The organism is Sphingobacterium sp. SGG-5, from assembly GCF_011043525.1.
Lineage (GTDB): Bacteria > Bacteroidota > Bacteroidia > Sphingobacteriales > Sphingobacteriaceae > Sphingobacterium.
Window position 1 is genome coordinate 39,670 of the sequence record NZ_JAAKGO010000012.1, and the last position, 16,970, is coordinate 56,639.

The following is a 16,970-nucleotide window of genomic DNA, read 5'->3' on the forward strand; positions in this document are numbered from 1 at the left end:
GCATTAATAATTATAATTTTGTTTAAGTTCCAAGTCTTCATCAGCATCCACTTCACGGATCGGTATTCGCGCCAATATTCTATAATCTGTAAAGAGTACATTACCCGTGGCCTTAATAACGTCAAGCCCATTACGTTTAAGATCAAACCACCGATGCCCTTCAAACGCCAGGTCAAAACGCCGTTGTAATAAGATTTCTTCTAACAGCGCATCACCCGACAGGCTTACTACCGACAGCCCTGCCCGCGTACGGATCTTATTCAGATCCTCCAATGCCTCAGGATAATAAGACGGCCCCTGATGGTAGAGGGCTTCTGCCCGATTAAGGTACACTTCCGACAAGCGGAGAATAGGTACATTGTCGAGGTTAGGCGTACCGTTCTTTGAAATAAACTTATACATCTCCCAAAAAGTGTCGCTTTTACCCACCCCTTTACGAATTAATTCTCGCCGCACATCGTTTGGCTCGTACAGATCATAAAACAATGGATCTACAGCTATGACTGCTTGGATGGTAAATGTTGTGGCATCGTATGTCGCCCTGCTGGTATAGGTCGACCGTAGGGAGCGGTCAGCACCTACATTCTCTGAAATATTAAACTTTAATTCAAAAATAGATTCCGGGTGTACTTGCTTCAACCAATCACTCACGTAGGTAGCCTGGGTAGAGAAAACGGCCTTGGTCTCTGTCAATGCGCGATCAGCCATATCGACAGCAGTAGGATAGTCTCCTCGATACAATGCCACACGTGCATATAATGCGCTTACTGCTGCTTGGGTGGCCCGATGCGGTGCAACAGTTTCATTACCCGCACCCAAGTTTTCATGTGCCAAATCCAAGTCCTTATAGATTTGATCGTAGACTTCCGCTATGGGTGCGCGCTTGAGTGACCCTATTTTCGAGATATCATCTACTCCTACCAACATAAGTGGGACGCCCCCATAATTATATTCATCTATGAGCGCGGTAGGGTCATAAGCATATACACGTACCAAATCATGATAACATAATGCCCTTAAAAAATAAGCCTGCCCCAATATAGTCGCTTTCCATTTTTCCCCATACGAACCGGCATGAACTGCATCGATCACTAAGTTGGCTTGATTGATAGCGTAGTACGCCACTTGCCAATTGTCAAAATGTGCATTTCTACCGTTCATAGCCTCATTGGTCAAATGGGATGCATTGCTTGTATGTATAGCATTGTCGGACAAAGCTTCGGACAAAGCAAGATAATCTCGCCCATATAAAGTATAGTTTTGCAGGCGGGCATATACGGAAATCAATGCAGCATGGATACCCTCTTCATTGGTCAAGGCCTCCGATGAATCTATGGACTGCTTAGGATTGATCTCTAACAACTTTTCACAGCCTGTCAGTAGCAAAACTGCGCACAAGGACAACTGTATTAATATATTTCTTTTCATGATATTTTCCTTTTAAAATCCAACTTGTACACCCAAAAAATATGATTTCATCGCGGGGATGACGCCTACATTGGAAGTGGTATTGCTTCCTGTGACATAAAATTCTGGATCATAGCCTGCAAACTTGGTAATTGTATACAAGTTGTTGGCCTGAAGGTACAATTTGGCCGACGACATTTTAACCGTGGACAGCCAACTCGCTGGCAGCTTGTAACTCAGGTTTATATTCTTCAAACGTATGTAGGATGCATCTTGCAGGTAGCGAGTAGACGCCAGATCTCCCCGCGCATGCCCACCTCGCTCCGCTGCGCCGTTGACTGGTCTCGGTACCGATGTGATCTGTCCTTCCGTCGTCCATCGATTGTCATAATACCAAGCCATGCCATTGATCTGCGAGTCGCCTTTACGAGAAAGGTTCCTCGCAAAATTATCGTAGAATACCCGACCATAGTCGTATTGGAAAAACATCGATAAGGATACACCTTTATAGTCAAACGTATTCGTCCAGCCACCATAAAAATCAGGCAACTCATTGGGTAGTCCGTGAGGTGCATAGTCGCCAATCTCCATCGTACCGGGTGTATAGGTAAGGTTACCTTCTGCATCATACCATACAGGTCTACCCGTGGCCGAGTATACGCCCGCATACTGGGGAAGAACAAATGTTCGCAACGAATATCCTACACGAACGGTGTTATCTCCCGGCAGCACTGTAAGGTTATCGTATAAATGCGTTACCTTGTTACGTTGGAAAGAGATATTAAAATTACTTGTCCATTTAAAATCACGTGCACGTAGCAGGTGAGCACCTAGTTCAAACTCCAAACCTTGGTTTTTAACTTCCCCTAAGTTTTCCGTAATCTCACTATATCCCGCAGCCCAAACAATGGGCTTGCTAAGCAACAAATCCTTACTGATGCGATGATATGCTTCTATACTACCAAAAATCCTTGAACTGAACAACGTATAATCAATACCGACGTTTGTCGTCGCATTCCGTTCCCACCTTAACCTGGAGTTACCCATGGAGTTCGCCTGAATACCTGCCTCGCCATCATAGGTCACCCCTCCACCATATAAGGATCTGGATGCGAAGTTGTCAATCTGATCATTTCCTGTCTCGCCGTAGCCTATACGCAGCTTCAACTGATTTATCAAGGTCTTGTTCTTGATGAAATCTTCTCGGGCAATATCCCAGCCCGCAGAGATAGCGGGGAAAAGACCAAATTTATTATTGGCTCCAAAACGTGAGGATCCGTCATACCGGAGGATAGCCGACAACATGTATTTACTGTTAAACGTATAGTTGGTCTGCACGAAACTCCCCAATCGCTTTACCCCGGTCCACGAACCGGTTCCGGAAACGATGGTTGCCGCAGAAGCCAATTGCTTGAACATATGGTTGGGAAAACCTTCTCCCCGTACATTACCCGTCTGATTTTCATATGTCCTGTATTCTATTCCGGCTAAGGTATTGAGCGTATGCCCATCCGGTAAACGGGGAGTATAATGCAGAACATGAGAAGTAGTAAACGTTTTAGGCTTATCGTAGTATTCAATCAAAATACCGTCGCGGGCATTACCGTCTATCGCTCTTGGATCGTAGTACATACGTGCCGTGATATCCCGATAGTCTAATCCTACAAGTCCTTTATAAGTTAAATTATTAAGTATTTTATAATTCAGCTGAAGGTTACCAAAAAGGCTATTATTTTTCTCTAATGCCTCGTTAAGCTCCGTAGAGTGCAAGGTATGCCGTGTAAACGTACCGGGGAATCCGGACAACGAGAAGTTGTAGGAACCATCTTCATTATATATAGGAATAAAAGGTAAAATCATCGGATTTGCATAACTCGGTGCTGAAAATTGAGTTGTTGTACCCGTAGCTCCCAATGGGCCATGTTGGTTGACCGAAGCGATATTTACCGTACTCAAAATCTCTATTCTATCCGTAATCTTATTTCCATAATTCAGGTTCATGGTCCCTCGGGTAAAATCAGACCCCACGATGCTACCCTCTGTGTCTTCCCAACTTCCAGAAATACGGTAAGAAGACCGATCACTACCACCCGATAGCGCTAGATCGTATTTATTGCTCGTACCATCCGTATACGCAGCCTTTTGCCAATCATAGGTTGGCATGGCCGCAATCTCGTCAAGTGTTGTCGTACTAGGAAAACGTGATTGAGAAAAAACAGATTCCCAAGCCTGCTGACCTGTCCATGTGGGATTATAGTTCTTGAACGCCTCAAATCTGGCGTTTAAGTATTCCTGGCTATTCATGAGGTCCAATAATCGAATAGGCGTCGTGATCCCAGTACGATAACCCAAATCCACTTTTACTTTACCTGCTTTCCCTTTCTTTGTCGTAATCAACACGACACCATTTGCAGCCTGTGCTCCATATACCGAAGCAGCTGCTGCATCTTTTAATACTTCTATAGATTCGATATCGTCTGGATTGATATTGGCCAACGGGTTAGCTGAAACCAATGTAGACATATTATTATTGTCCACAATCATCCCATCCACTATATAGATAGGTTCTGTACCTGCGGAAATAGAACCAGGGCCTCGAACTTCCACCTTGATAGCAGCACCGGGCACGCCTACACGAGATTGCACATTGACCCCGGACATACGGCCTTGCATCGCCTGGTCCAACGTAACCGCATTGGCCGACTCGATATCCTCAGCACTGATGGATGCGATAGAGCCTGTAATCTCCCTTTTCTTTTGGGTGGCATACCCCGTGACGATGACCTCGTCCAGTTCAGCCTCATCGACAATCATGACAATACTCGTTCCCGTTATTTTCTGTACACGCACACGCTGTCGACCATACCCCAATAGGCGAATAGACAGCATATCACCAACATGGCCCGATATCTCAAAAAAACCATCTGAATTTGTACGTGTGGCGACCTGATTGCGTTCATTGAGGACTGTCACTCCGTCCAAACGGTTACCTTTTGCATCGCTTACCCATCCCTGTACTTTGTCCTCTTGTACAGAGGAAGTTCCTCGACTGCTTCTAACGGATGACGACTGATTATTCGGCATTTTTTCTACCAAGACCAACCTCTTTTCCGTCAATTTGTAGTCGATTGGCTGATCTTTAAAAGCCATGTCCAATAGTTGCTCTATTGGCTTAGCCTTGACATGGATCGTTACAGGATGGGTTTTTGCCAACATACCCTGATTATAAAGCACATTTAAGACAGTCTTATCTTCCACCGCTTTTAAGACAGTAGCAAGTGGAACATTCTTTCCGGAAAAATCCAACAATTGGGCGCTTGCGACCAAGTGGGATAGGCTAAAGCACGCCATGAAAAACACACAGCGGTACTTGAAACGTGTACCGACCCTAGGTATGGTAACACGTCTACACAAGATGAATTGTGGTAATAGCTTCATTAGTGATAGGGTTATGTGTACTTACTAAAAAACCGACGATCCATCACCCCGAAGCAGGTAAGAAAATTTTCACTTTTTTTGACGAACGATTAAAATATTGTTTTTCAATACACTATAAAACCCCGCATCTTCCAACAGTCGCAGCAATTCATCTATAGAAGACCGTTGATCAAACTTCATGGTATAGCGTTGAGAAGCCAAGCTCGGATCTAAGTCCAGACCTATCTCATACCACCTTGTCGTCTTCTGAAGGATATCCACTAAAGGTTGATCTCTAAACTGCAGGTACCCGTTGGTCCACGCCACCACAGCAGACGCATCTATCTTCTTCACATCATAAGGGCGACCATTACCTCTAAATATGGCTTGTTGGTCGGGTTCAAGTTCTTGAACGTTTCCTTCTGCTTTTAAACGTACGGAGCCTTCCAACAAAGTCGTGACAATCCCATCTTCAGCAGAATAACTGTTGACATTGAACTTTGTCCCTAATACCTCTATTAACTGGTTATTGGTTTTGACCCTAAAAGGTCGTTGGCTTTCATGTGCCACCTCAAAATATACTTCCCCCTGTACGATTACCTCCCGATAATCTCGTTCGAATGCACTCGGAAAACTAATAGATGACTTCGCATTCATCCATACCTTGGTACCATCCTCTAAAATAATCTTATACGTCCTGCCTGAAGGTGTTTCTATCGATTGCGATACCGGTGACTGTTTATGTTCGGAAGTGGCTGGTAGGTACATCAATAGATTTTCATCACCTTGCACGCCATACTCCTTTTGAAACTGGGCATTTAAACGATCCAAAGATACGATCCGGCCGTCCGCCAACTTCAGTATAGGCGCGTCAGACGTTGCTTCGACAGCTCTGTCGGCCAATATACCGGAGGCCGTATTCCTGCCCGTGGGTTGCCACCAATAGTATCCAATCGCCACTATCGTTAAAAAAACAGCTGCGACAGAACCCCATACACCCCACTTGACACGACCAGGATTTTTTGTGGTCTGAAAATCTTCTGTCATCGTCTGCATTAATACATCATTAAGTTTACCCTCGGCAAGCAATTGATGATATACAGCTAACTCTTCTTTGGAAAGAGTACGTTGTTTATAGCCGTCTATGAGTTTTTTGTAGAACACTGTATCCATATGGTGATCTATTTAAATATTATGACACCTATAATAGATATGATAGACGTCATATGGGACGACGAAATGTTAAACACCACCATAACTTCGGCCTTTAGCTTTTTCATTGTCAGCACCATATGATGCTTGACCGTATCCTTAGAAATACCCAGTTGACCCGCCACCTCGTCATAGGTCATTTCCTCCTGCCTACACAATTGGAATATTCTTCTCGATCGTTCGGGAAGCCTTTGCAGGCACTTGTCCAAAAACTCAGCATACTCCTTTTCCAGCACTTTTCGATCTATGACAAAATCTCCATCCTGAAACTCTCGAATCGTTCGCTCAACAAAACGTTCATTCAAGCTATTGCGCTTAAGATAGTCAAATGTATGGTTGCGAGCCATCCTGAAAATATAGGCCTCCCAATTTTTGACTTTGTCCTCTAGGTCTTCCATCTTCTCAAAAAGCTTGATAAATACGTCGTGCATTAAATCTTCTGCAAGCATAGGGCACGCGACGTAATTATATATATAGGCCTTTACCTGCTTAGACAGTCGATCGTATAGCCTATCGTAATTTTTTTGCGGATTGCGGATTCTCGATTTGGAAAAAAAAGGACGCATATAGTTATTTTAATTACTTTTGGTTAGAAATAACGTATTTGCGATAAAGATAATAAAATATAAAAGATAGCAACATAATTTGTGCCCCTTGTGAGTCAGGATATATGAAGTAATTTTTTCTTACTTTTGACCTACGATGAGTACGGTACGCGCGAAAAAACACCTGGGACAACATTTTCTAAACGATAAAAATGCAGCACAACGCATTGTTGACGCCTTAGATACCAGCATAGGTTTCAAGCAGGTGCTTGAAGTAGGACCAGGCATGGGTGTCTTATCTGATTTTTTATTGCAGAATTCGGCCTATGAGACGTTTTTGATCGATGTGGATGAAGAATCCATTGATTTTTTAGCTGATAAATATCCCGAGCTGGGCGAAAAATTGATCCATGGTGATTTCTTGACCTTAGACTTCAACCGTTATTTCGGCGATAAAATAGCGATTATAGGCAATTTTCCGTACAATATATCCTCTCAAATTCTCTTCAAGATCCTGGAGGAAAGACAACGTGTCGTGCAGATGGTGGGCATGTTCCAAAAGGAAGTGGCCGAACGTTGTGTAGCAAAACCAGGCTCAAAGGAATACGGTATACTCAGTGTGTTCCTTCAAGCGTATTATGATGTTGAATATCTCTTCACAGTCAAAGCAGGGGCATTCAATCCCCCACCAAAAGTGCTCTCGGGTGTGATGCGTATGACGCGGAATGCGACAACGAGTCTGAACTGTGACGAAAAACTGTTTTGGCGAGTCGTGAAGGCCGCATTCAATCAGCGTCGCAAAACATTACGCAATGCGCTTTCGGGAGTCATCGCAAAAGACAAAATGAGTGCCAATAAACTCTACGACCTCCGTGCCGAGCGTTTAAGCGTTGACGATTTTATCGTGCTCACCAATGAAATAAAAGAGGTATCTTGATGCGTAAATGATGAATATCCTAATTGTAGACGATGTACATGAAGTACTTTTAGAGCGATTTCAGAAAACTGGAATTACTTTTGATTACCGGCCGACAATCACCCGGCAGGAAGCCGAAGAGCTCATTCCACAGTATGCTGGCTTGGTCATTCGTTCCAAATTTCAGGTCGATCAAGCGTTCATTGACCTTGCGCCCAAACTACAGTTCATCGGCCGTGCGGGTGCCGGCATGGATAATATTGATGACATATACGCTGCGCAGCGGAACATCACGTTGATCAGTGCAAATGAAGGCAACCGCGACGCTGTAGGGGAGCATATGATAGGTATGCTGTTGAGTCTGATGAATAACCTCAATCGAAGTGACCGTCAGGTGCGCAACGGGAAATGGCTGCGCGAGGAAAATCGGGGCTATGAGCTGAAGGGACGGACAGTAGCTTTAATCGGTTATGGGAACAACGGGCAAGCCATGGCGAAAAAACTTTCCGGCTTTGAGGTGCGTGTCATCGCTTATGACAAATATAAGACGGGATTCAGTGATGCTTACGCGACTGATGTTTCCATGGAGGAGGTGGTGCGGCAAGCAGATATAGTAAGCTTTCATATACCATTGACACGGGAGACGAAGGGTCTGGTAGACGATGAATATTTATTTCATTTTCGCAAACCGATATTCTTTTTGATGGGGGCACGTGGAGGAATTGCGCATATCCCGTCTGTTTTGAAATACATGGATCAAGGGAAGATATTAGGCGCTGCATTTGATGTCCTACCTGTGGAGAAGTTCCCTGCTTTGGCAGAACAGGATTGGTACGAAAATCTGATTGCACGAGAAAATGTGATTTTGAGTCCGCATGTGGCGGGTTGGACTTTCGCCAGCTACTATAAACTATCCGATGTCCTAGCAACAAAGATTATCGCCCATTTAAAAGGTTAGGCACCGTTGCAAAAGATATTTTAGGACATAAAAACAGTAAAGGCATAGGTGACAACACATTGTACAATAAGTGCAAAATCCAATAGATAGACCTGATGGTATTTTCTAAGATCCTTAAAAATCAAAAAATACAACGCCAAAAATAGTAAGGCATTCGTTATAATCAATCCCCATTTAATAGCGAGCGCATAAGGAGAAAGGACAATCAGGATGGTATGCAATATAATCATCCCGTAACACGACAATATAGCCTTCCTTTCACCTATAATATGCGGGATGGTCTTGAGGTGATAATACGAATCCTGTTCCATATCCCGAATATCAAAAGGAAGTGTACAGATGAGCAGGAAGAGTATTTTGATAAGTCCCAGATAATTGGCTACCCACCAATCTATCGGCAATCCCTCCGCCCACAGCTCCACCACGGGCAGCCCCACGCTACTCAACGACCAGACAAGCGCAATATAAAATAACTTCACACCTGTAATCTGCCGCAAGCCTGTCCGCTTACCGTTGACTTTAAAGAAAGGAAAACTGTAGGAAATACTTACTGTCCCCACAAACAATAAATAAGCCCAGGTGTAAGGATGAACCTGAGATAAGCTATAAAGCATTAATCCTAAAGCCAACGCGCTACATACCCAAAACAAACCCATATGATTAAAAACCCATCTTGTCCGTTCATACGGTGAACGATTTGGATTTTTAGGTTTCGACAGATACAGACTAAAGTTGTACAATAGCAATGTAGAGGAACCCTCGATCAGCAAAATATAAAGATTAGCCTGTTCTCCTAAAATAATATAGGTCAGATAACATTGCGCAAGTGCCGCAAATGCAATCAGCATATTCGTAAAAATCAAGAAACGATAAAGCGGTCGAAGTCTCTTCATGCCATAAAATCCAACGCTATTTACTTCACGAAGCAAATAAAAAATTAGTAAATAATGGCAAAAAAAATTAAATTAGCCCTAGCAAATTTAAACTTTCGGATTGAAATAAATAAATGTCCGAAATAAATAAATTTTGATATTTTTTAATGTAGACCTATAAAATTTTTAAAGCAAAACATGAATTTTCAGATTAATTCCTTTGAGGAGTATCAAGAAGCTTATAAGAAAAGCGTAGAAAATCCCGAACAGTTCTGGGGGGAAGTAGGTGATCATTTCTTTTGGAAAAGAAAATGGAACAATGTACTTAACTGGAACTTCACAGAGCCTGATATCAATTGGTATGAAGGTGGAAAGCTAAATATTACCGAGAATTGTCTGGATCGACACATTTATCAAAATGGAGACACCCCTGCTATCATTTGGGAGCCCAACGATCCGACAGAAGCGCACCGCATACTGACGTACAAACAATTACTCCAGAAAGTAGAGCAATTCGCGAATGTATTAAAAAACAATAATGTCCGTAAAGGAGACCGGGTCTGTATATATTTACCTATGGTTCCTGAACTTGTTATTTCGTTATTAGCATGTGCTCGGATCGGAGCTATTCATTCGGTTGTTTTTGGTGGGTTCTCTGCGCAATCTATCGCAGACCGTATCAACGACGCTGCATGTAAATTGGTCATCACTTCCGATGGAGGCTTCCGCGGATCGAAAGTGTTAGAATTGAAGACCGTAGTCGATGATGCGTTAATGCAATGTGAATCCGTCGAAAAAGTGATTGTATTGACACGTACGCGTACACCGGTATCGATGATTAAAGGCAGAGATGTATGGTGGGAAGATGAAATCAAGAAAGTCGAAACACAGGGAAATCCAAGCTGTCCCGCCGAGGAGATGGACGCTGAAGATAAGCTATTTGTGCTTTATACTTCGGGATCAACAGGTAAGCCGAAAGGCGTCGTGCATACCACTGCCGGCTATATGGTGTTCACAGGTTATACTTTTGCAAATACCTTTCAATATAAGCCTGGAGAAGTCTATTTCTGTACGGCCGATATTGGTTGGATCACAGGGCACAGTTATATTGTGTATGGACCATTATCACAAGGTGCTACTTCATTAATGTTTGAAGGTATCCCGACCTATCCGGACGCCGGCAGATATTGGGATATCGTCGATAAATATAAAGTCAACATTATTTACACGGCACCTACTGCTATCCGTTCTCTTATGGCTTTTGGTGACGAGTTTATCGAAAACAAAGATCTATCATCTTTACGGGTACTGGGGTCTGTGGGTGAACCCATCAATGAGGAAGCCTGGCATTGGTATCATGAAAAAGTAGGTAAGAAAAAATGCCCAATAGTAGATACCTGGTGGCAAACGGAAAATGGAGGTCATCTCATCACGCCGATTGCTGGCATAACACCGGAGATCCCAAGCTATGCCATGTTACCTTTGCCGGGCATACAGCCTGCATTAATGGATGAACATGGAAATGAAATTGAAGGAAACGATGTTTCGGGAAACCTATGTATCAAGTTCCCTTGGCCGGGCATGTTACGTACAACCTGGGGCGATCATGAACGATGCAGACAGACGTATTTCGCAACCTATAAAAATATGTACTTTACCGGCGACGGCTGTTACCGAAATCCGGATGGATATTACCGGATCACTGGGCGTGTCGATGATGTGTTAAATGTATCTGGACACCGTATCGGAACTGCTGAAGTTGAAAATGCCATCAACATGCACTCGGACGTGGTCGAATCGGCTATAGTGGGGTATCCACATCCGGTAAAAGGACAAGGAATATATGCCTATGTCATCGCAAACCATCATATCGATGAAGAAAGCACCAAGAAGGATATCTTGCAAACCGTATCCCGTCTTATCGGGCCGATTGCAAAACCTGATGTGATCCAATTTGTTTCCGATTTACCAAAAACAAGATCGGGCAAAATCATGAGACGTATTCTTCGTAAGATTGCAGAAGGTGAATTTTCCGCCGTGGGCGATATTACGACATTACAAGATCCGACAGTCGTCCAAAGGATTATTGAGGACGCACAAAAAATGAGAAAATAAAGCAAGATGGCCGGAGAAACTCCGGCCATTTTATTTAAGCATACCGCGCTATTTGAACCATAGACTGTGAACCAATGTGTAAAACGCGTGTTCATTTTATAAAAGTGACACATTATGCAAATATGGTACGTAGGCTGTTCGGGGTTTCATTATAAAAGTTGGAAAGGTGTTTTTTATCCAAATGATCTCCCGCAAAAAGATTGGCTGAACTATTATTGTCAGCATTTTAATACCTTAGAACTGAATGTCACATTTTACAGGTTTCCTCAACTTTCTTTTTTACAAAATTGGTATGCCAAAAGTCCCCATGACTTCTGTTTTGCTGTAAAAGCACCCCGGATAATCACACATTATAAAAAGTTTACCGGTACATCTGAACTTCTATCCAACTTCTACTCCGTCATCGGAAAAGGACTGCAACATAAATTAGGTTGCGTTTTGTTTCAGATGCCCCCGAGCCTATCGTATTCCGAAGAACTTCTTGAAAAAATTATCGATAGCCTCGATAAATCCTTTTTAAATGTGGTAGAATTCAGACACGTCAGCTGGTGGCGACAGGATGTATACGACAGGCTGGCTGAACGAAATATCAGCTTTTGTGGCATGAGCCACCCTACGCTTCCAGATGATGTAGTAGCAAATACACCGCACTTGTATTATCGCATGCATGGGGCAAGTGAACTTTATGCCTCAGGTTATTCCCACAAAGAGCTGGATGAGTTGGCCGCAAAGATCAAGACACAACATCATGTAAAGAATGTCTACGTATATTTCAATAATGACATGCAGGCACATGCCATTGAGAACACCCAATATCTACAACAGATAACAAGTAGATAGGTAGTTATTCCAAATTTTATAGCAAAAAGAATATACTTTTTATTATTTTTATGGCTTTCCATATCCATAATAAGAATAGATGCTATTAACTGTATTATCAGGATTATTTTTTTCTTGTCTAACGATTCCTTTTGGAAAAATGCTCAAAACAAAATGGAGCATCCTTTTACCGATCGTTCCGCTTTTATTGTTTGCATTCTTTTTAACGCAAATACCGTTAATCAGTTCCGGCAACAGTTTATACCAACATATCAATTGGATTTCCTCCTTAGGCGTTAATTTCGACTTTAAGCTGGATGGATTGTCACTACTCTTTTCGCTATTGATTACGGGCATAGGTACCGCCATTTTTGTCTATGCGAGATCTTATTTAAAAGGTCATCGTTATTATGATCGCTTCTTTGGTTATCTTTTCCTTTTTATGGCAGCGATGCTGGGGGTCGTGCTCTCCAACAATATTTTGCTTTTGTTTATTTTTTGGGAACTCACCAGTATCAGTTCTTTTTTCCTGATCGGGTTTAATAACGACAATGCAGAATCGAGAAAGAGTGCCATCACTTCCTTTTGTATTACCGGTCTGGGCGGTTTCTTTTTATTGGCCGGCTTAATCTTGTTAGGAAATATCGCGGATACTTTTGTCATATCAGAACTTATCCAGGCCAAGGATCTTATTCTTAATCATCAACTTTATCCGGTAGCTGTCATATTTCTGTGTATAGGTGCATTTACAAAATCCGCACAGTTTCCGTTTCATTTTTGGTTACCGGGAGCCATGAAAGCACCCACGCCAGTTTCGGCATACCTCCATTCGGCCACGATGGTCAAAGCCGGAATATACCTTTTGGCAAGATTTACACCTATTTTAGGAGGCACTCCATTGTGGAACAACACATTAATGATTGTAGGAGGTATTACCATGCTATACGCAGCTATTCACTCTTTATTTCGTATCGATCTCAAAGGTATACTGGCTTACTCGACTATATCCGTCCTCGGTGTACTCACATTTCTACTTGGTATCGGCACAAAAGAGGCCGTAACAGCTGCCAGTGTCTTTCTACTCGCGCACGCCTTATACAAAGCTACATTATTTCTGGTCACGGGCATTATTGACCACGAGACAGGAACACGGGATATCTCCCTGCTCAGCGGGTTGGGTAAGGTCATGTTTCCGGTTGCTATAGCAGGTAGTCTGGCGGCCCTATCGAGTGCCGGTGTACCACTGACTTTCGGATTTATCGGAAAAGATTTAATTTACGAAGCCACCCTACACACACCTCAAATCAATTTCAAATGGGTGTTGACTGGATTGGCCATCGCGACCAATGTCGGATTGGTCGCTGCTGGATTTATGGCCGGATTTAAACCTTTTTTTGGCAAGCTTCCACAGCAATTCGCGGGTGTTCACCTCCCCTATACATCGATGTGGATACCACCGTTGGTCCTGGGTGTACTGGGTGTTATTTTTGGATGTGCCCCCGGTATCACCGGCCACCTGCTGACAGAACAGGTTGCTAAAAACATCATACATCATGAGATAACGGCGCCTTTAAAGATATATCACGGCTTTAACCAAGTATTGATCTTAAGCTTATCGACCTTAGCTGTAGGCACATTAGTTTACCTCATGAATAAAGCATCGTCCCGCAAACTGGCATTTATAGCACGTTTCAAAGCCCTTTCTCCCGAACAAATTATCATTGGATGTGGCGAGGACCTCTTGAAAATATCGGCATGGGCGACCTCACTTTCTCATAATGGGTATCTGCGCTCTTACCACCTCAAAATTATTTTGTTTGCAGAAGCCCTGCTGGCGTATAAGCTTTGGCATAGCGGTTCTATTTCGATCGATCTGAATATGTTAACACAACCTGGGTTATATGAAATTGCAGTTGCTCTGGTTTTTGTGGGTGCATTAGGCATCATGGTTTCGACCTCTTCCCGACTCACGGCCGTCGTATCCATGAGTATTATCGGTTATTGTACCTGTTTGATCTTCGTCTTCTACAGTGCTCCGGATTTAGCGATGACACAATTTACCATTGATACCTTAAGCACGGTTTTGTTTGTTCTTGTACTCTATCGCCTGCCCAGCTTTATTAATTTAGCCAGCAGAAAAATATTATACCGTGATGCAGCAGTATCCATCGGGTTCGGCCTTATTCTATCCTTAATTGCATTGAAGGTGTGGTCAGAACCCATTACCAAAGATATCTCTCATTTTTATGGTGAAAACGCATACCTGTTAGCAAAGGGTAAAAATGTAGTCAACGTTATTTTGGTCGACTTTCGAGGGATAGATACGATGTTTGAAACGGTCGTATTAAGCATTGCGGCCTTAGGGGTATATAGTCTGATACGATTACGGTTGAAACCGACAGAAAAAGAATAAAATATTATGCGAAGTCCAATCTTACAAGCAGCAACGAAATATCTGTTGCCCATACTTTTACTCTTTTCCTTCTTTTTATTATTAAGGGGGCATTATTATCCGGGCGGCGGTTTTGTCGGTGGACTGGTGGCATCCATCGCATTCGTGCTACATAGTTTTGCGAACGGGACCGAATCAACCATGAAGCTCCTGAAACATAAACCGCTGTCACTAATTCCAATAGGTCTGGGAATATCGGCAACAAGCGTCTCATTACCCCTGCTCTTCGGTCTGCCCCCAATGACAGGCTTATGGTTTGATGAACCTATTCCCGTCATCGGTATGATCGGATCATCGCTGTTTTTCGATCTGGGGGTTTATTTAGTAGTCATCGGAGTGGTACTAACTATTCTATTTACGATTGCGCTGGACAATTTAAGTGATAAGACGTAATGGAGCTGATATTAATTATATTACTTGGTATGTTGTACGCGGCAGGAGTTTACCTTATCCTCCGCCGAAGTATGGTCAAGCTTCTTTTGGGCATTATGCTGTTAGGTGGCGGCACAAATATTTTAATTTTTTTGTTAGGTGGCATTGTAAAAGGGAAACCGCCCGTTATTGCGGAAGAAGCCAAGCTCTTTCAGGATGTATTCGCCGATCCGATCCCCCAAGCTCTTATCCTTACCGCAATTGTTATCAGCTTTGCGTTGACTGCTTTTGCCATCGTATTATTGAAAAGGGTATACGCTTTAGTGAATTCAGATGATCTTGATGATTTAAACACGCCGGAGGAAGAAGATATATGATAGACAATCACATTTTAGCTCCTGTTCTTATCCATCTTTTTTCAGCGGTGCTGCAACTGATCGCCTGGAGGAAAACGGTTACGCAAAGAATTATCAGTATTCTGGGCACGTTTTTGGGTACCCTGCTGGCTATTCGCTTACTCGCTGATGTGTATAGTAAAGGCGTATTGACGTTGAATGCGTCCAACTGGGAAGCCCCATTTGGTATCGTTTTCGTCGCAGATCTATTGAGTGCAACCTTAGTTTTACTCACATCAATTGCAGGTTTGGCTGTATCATTTTTCTCCGCTACAGGTGTGAGTCGACAGCGTATGCTGTATGGCTACTTCCCTATCTTCCATTTCTTGCTTATGGGCTTGAATGGTGCTTTCTTGACAGGGGATATTTTTAATCTGTATGTCTGGTTTGAAGTCATTATTATCTCTTCTTTTGTACTGATGACGCTCGGAGGCCGTAAAACCCAATTAGAAGGTGCCGTCAAATATATGGCGATGAATATCCTGGCATCCACCTTTTTCCTCACCGGTATCGGTATTTTATACGGCATTACAGGATCCTTGAATATGGCTGATCTGAGCGTAAAGATCCAACAGGTGCAAAACCAATCCCTCGTGGGTATTACGGCCTGTTTCTTTATTCTGGGGTTTGGCATCAAATCGGCGGTATTTCCACTGTATTATTGGCTCCCCTCTTCTTACCACACTCCTCCTTCGGCTGTGGCCGCCACATTTGGAGGACTGCTCACCAAGGTGGGTGTTTACGCGATGATACGGGTATTCAGCTTGATCTTTATTCCGGACGAATTCACCAGAAACCTCTTGATGATTATTGCCGTACTCACCATCGTCATTGGGTCGATGGGAGCAGTCATCAAAACCAACATACGCCGGATGTTCTCCTACTTAATCGTCTGCCATATCGGCTTCATGATCGGCGGAATAGCTATGTTTAGTAAGATCGCACTCATGGGAGCTCTCTTTTACCTGTTTCACGACATTATGGTAAAGACAAATATGTTTTTGATTGCAGGTCTTATCCGGCAGCTTAGAGGTACAATGGATATGAAAAAGTTAGGTGGGTTATACGCCCAGTATCCGTTAATATCTTTGGTATGTGCGCTGGTTTTATTTTCGTTAGTCGGTATTCCTCCCCTATCGGGCTTTTGGCCAAAGATTTACCTATTTCAAGCTGCGTTTACGTTAGACCATTATGCGTTTGTAGCGGCCTTGATCATAGGAAGTTTCACGACATTATATGTTATTGCCAAAATGTGGGCCGAGGTATTTTGGAAGGACAGCCCGGACGATGTCACGGTAGAAGATAAGTTTGAACCTTTACCGATGTTCAGAAAAATACTTTTGGTATTACCTATATGTATATTATGTTTGGTAACCTTGTTTATTGGGTTAAATGCAGAAGCAATAGTCCAATTAGTGGATAAAATATCAACCCAGCTGCTGGATACATCACCGTATGTTGAAGCCGTATTAGGGAAAACAAAGTAAGGC

13 protein-coding genes are annotated in these 16,970 nt (G+C 43.0%); 8 read left to right on the plus strand and 5 right to left on the minus strand.

Translation table 11 applies throughout. From position 1 onward, the window contains the following. Window positions 1–3 precede the first annotated feature (3 nt). From G5B30_RS15820 to G5B30_RS15835, 4 genes are all read right to left on the minus strand, one after another. Window positions 4–1,428, minus strand: coding sequence for a RagB/SusD family nutrient uptake outer membrane protein (locus G5B30_RS15820; protein ID WP_165320983.1), 1,425 nt, complete (start codon window positions 1,426–1,428; stop codon window positions 4–6). A 12-nt stretch (window positions 1,429–1,440) separates the two neighbouring features. Then, on the minus strand, window positions 1,441–4,845 hold the full coding sequence (locus G5B30_RS15825; RefSeq protein ID WP_165320984.1) for a SusC/RagA family TonB-linked outer membrane protein: 3,405 nt from the start codon (window positions 4,843–4,845) through the stop codon (window positions 1,441–1,443). A 69-nt stretch (window positions 4,846–4,914) separates the two neighbouring features. Then, entirely contained in the window at window positions 4,915–5,997 is a 1,083-nt protein-coding gene (locus G5B30_RS15830) for a FecR family protein (RefSeq protein WP_165320985.1), read from the minus strand. Window positions 5,998–6,005: 8 nt separating this feature from the next. Continuing rightward, on the minus strand, window positions 6,006–6,602 hold the full coding sequence (locus tag G5B30_RS15835; RefSeq protein WP_165320986.1) for an RNA polymerase sigma factor: 597 nt from the start codon (window positions 6,600–6,602) through the stop codon (window positions 6,006–6,008). Window positions 6,603–6,738: 136 nt separating this feature from the next. On the opposite strand from G5B30_RS15835, the gene rsmA reads away from it, so the two are divergent. Beyond that, the gene (gene rsmA / locus G5B30_RS15840) at window positions 6,739–7,518 is read left to right on the plus strand and encodes a 16S rRNA (adenine(1518)-N(6)/adenine(1519)-N(6))-dimethyltransferase RsmA (protein WP_165320987.1); all 780 of its coding nucleotides are present in this window, start codon (window positions 6,739–6,741) and stop codon (window positions 7,516–7,518) included. Between the two features lie 7 nt (window positions 7,519–7,525). Continuing rightward, a complete protein-coding gene (locus tag G5B30_RS15845) occupies window positions 7,526–8,455 on the plus strand; it encodes an NAD(P)-dependent oxidoreductase (RefSeq protein WP_165320988.1) in 930 nt (309 codons plus the stop codon). A gap of 20 nt (window positions 8,456–8,475) precedes the next feature. Here the strand turns inward: G5B30_RS15845 and G5B30_RS15850 are convergent, their stop codons facing one another. Then, on the minus strand, window positions 8,476–9,348 hold the full coding sequence (locus tag G5B30_RS15850) for a UbiA family prenyltransferase (RefSeq protein ID WP_165320989.1): 873 nt from the start codon (window positions 9,346–9,348) through the stop codon (window positions 8,476–8,478). Window positions 9,349–9,525: 177 nt separating this feature from the next. Here G5B30_RS15850 and acs point away from each other — a divergent pair, with 177 nt between their 5' ends. The 6 genes from acs to G5B30_RS15880 all read left to right on the plus strand — a co-directional run bounded on the left by acs (window position 9,526) and on the right by G5B30_RS15880 (window position 16,967). After that, the gene (gene acs, locus G5B30_RS15855; protein ID WP_165320990.1) at window positions 9,526–11,442 is read left to right on the plus strand and encodes an acetate--CoA ligase; all 1,917 of its coding nucleotides are present in this window, start codon (window positions 9,526–9,528) and stop codon (window positions 11,440–11,442) included. A 114-nt stretch (window positions 11,443–11,556) separates the two neighbouring features. Continuing rightward, on the plus strand, window positions 11,557–12,282 hold the full coding sequence (locus G5B30_RS15860; RefSeq protein WP_165320991.1) for a DUF72 domain-containing protein: 726 nt from the start codon (window positions 11,557–11,559) through the stop codon (window positions 12,280–12,282). A gap of 139 nt (window positions 12,283–12,421) precedes the next feature. Continuing rightward, window positions 12,422–14,674: a hydrogen gas-evolving membrane-bound hydrogenase subunit E gene (gene mbhE / locus G5B30_RS15865; RefSeq protein WP_240903241.1), complete on the plus strand. Its 2,253-nt coding sequence runs from the start codon at window positions 12,422–12,424 to the stop codon at window positions 14,672–14,674. Window positions 14,675–14,680: 6 nt separating this feature from the next. Further along, complete coding sequence (locus G5B30_RS15870) at window positions 14,681–15,106, plus strand: Na+/H+ antiporter subunit B (protein WP_165320993.1); 426 nt, start codon at window positions 14,681–14,683, stop codon at window positions 15,104–15,106. Further along, on the plus strand, window positions 15,106–15,462 hold the full coding sequence (locus tag G5B30_RS15875) for a Na+/H+ antiporter subunit C (RefSeq protein ID WP_165320994.1): 357 nt from the start codon (window positions 15,106–15,108) through the stop codon (window positions 15,460–15,462). Before G5B30_RS15870 ends, G5B30_RS15875 begins: the two co-directional genes overlap by 1 nt. After that, window positions 15,459–16,967 (plus strand): proton-conducting transporter membrane subunit, encoded by a 1,509-nt coding sequence (locus G5B30_RS15880; protein ID WP_165320995.1) that lies wholly within the window; start codon window positions 15,459–15,461, stop codon window positions 16,965–16,967. The genes G5B30_RS15875 and G5B30_RS15880 overlap by 4 nt, the downstream gene beginning before the upstream one ends. The last annotated feature ends 3 nt before the right edge of the window (window positions 16,968–16,970 follow it).

Excerpts from the sequence above, each read along its gene's own strand:
- acs (WP_165320990.1), top strand. The coding sequence starts at position 9,526 with ATGAATTTTCAGATTAATTCCTTTGAGGAGTATCAAGAAGCTTATAAG.
- mbhE (WP_240903241.1), top strand. The coding sequence starts at position 12,422 with ATGCTCAAAACAAAATGGAGCATCCTTTTACCGATCGTTCCGCTTTTA.
- G5B30_RS15870 (WP_165320993.1), top strand. The coding sequence starts at position 14,681 with ATGCGAAGTCCAATCTTACAAGCAGCAACGAAATATCTGTTGCCCATA.
- G5B30_RS15850 (WP_165320989.1), bottom strand. The coding sequence starts at position 9,348 with ATGAAGAGACTTCGACCGCTTTATCGTTTCTTGATTTTTACGAATATG.
- G5B30_RS15845 (WP_165320988.1), top strand. The coding sequence starts at position 7,526 with ATGATGAATATCCTAATTGTAGACGATGTACATGAAGTACTTTTAGAG.
- G5B30_RS15830 (WP_165320985.1), bottom strand. The coding sequence starts at position 5,997 with ATGGATACAGTGTTCTACAAAAAACTCATAGACGGCTATAAACAACGT.
- G5B30_RS15835 (WP_165320986.1), bottom strand. The coding sequence starts at position 6,602 with ATGCGTCCTTTTTTTTCCAAATCGAGAATCCGCAATCCGCAAAAAAAT.
- G5B30_RS15825 (WP_165320984.1), bottom strand. The coding sequence starts at position 4,845 with ATGAAGCTATTACCACAATTCATCTTGTGTAGACGTGTTACCATACCT.
- G5B30_RS15820 (WP_165320983.1), bottom strand. The coding sequence starts at position 1,428 with ATGAAAAGAAATATATTAATACAGTTGTCCTTGTGCGCAGTTTTGCTA.
- G5B30_RS15860 (WP_165320991.1), top strand. The coding sequence starts at position 11,557 with ATGCAAATATGGTACGTAGGCTGTTCGGGGTTTCATTATAAAAGTTGG.
- rsmA (WP_165320987.1), top strand. The coding sequence starts at position 6,739 with ATGAGTACGGTACGCGCGAAAAAACACCTGGGACAACATTTTCTAAAC.
- G5B30_RS15880 (WP_165320995.1), top strand. The coding sequence starts at position 15,459 with ATGATAGACAATCACATTTTAGCTCCTGTTCTTATCCATCTTTTTTCA.
- G5B30_RS15875 (WP_165320994.1), top strand. The coding sequence starts at position 15,106 with ATGGAGCTGATATTAATTATATTACTTGGTATGTTGTACGCGGCAGGA.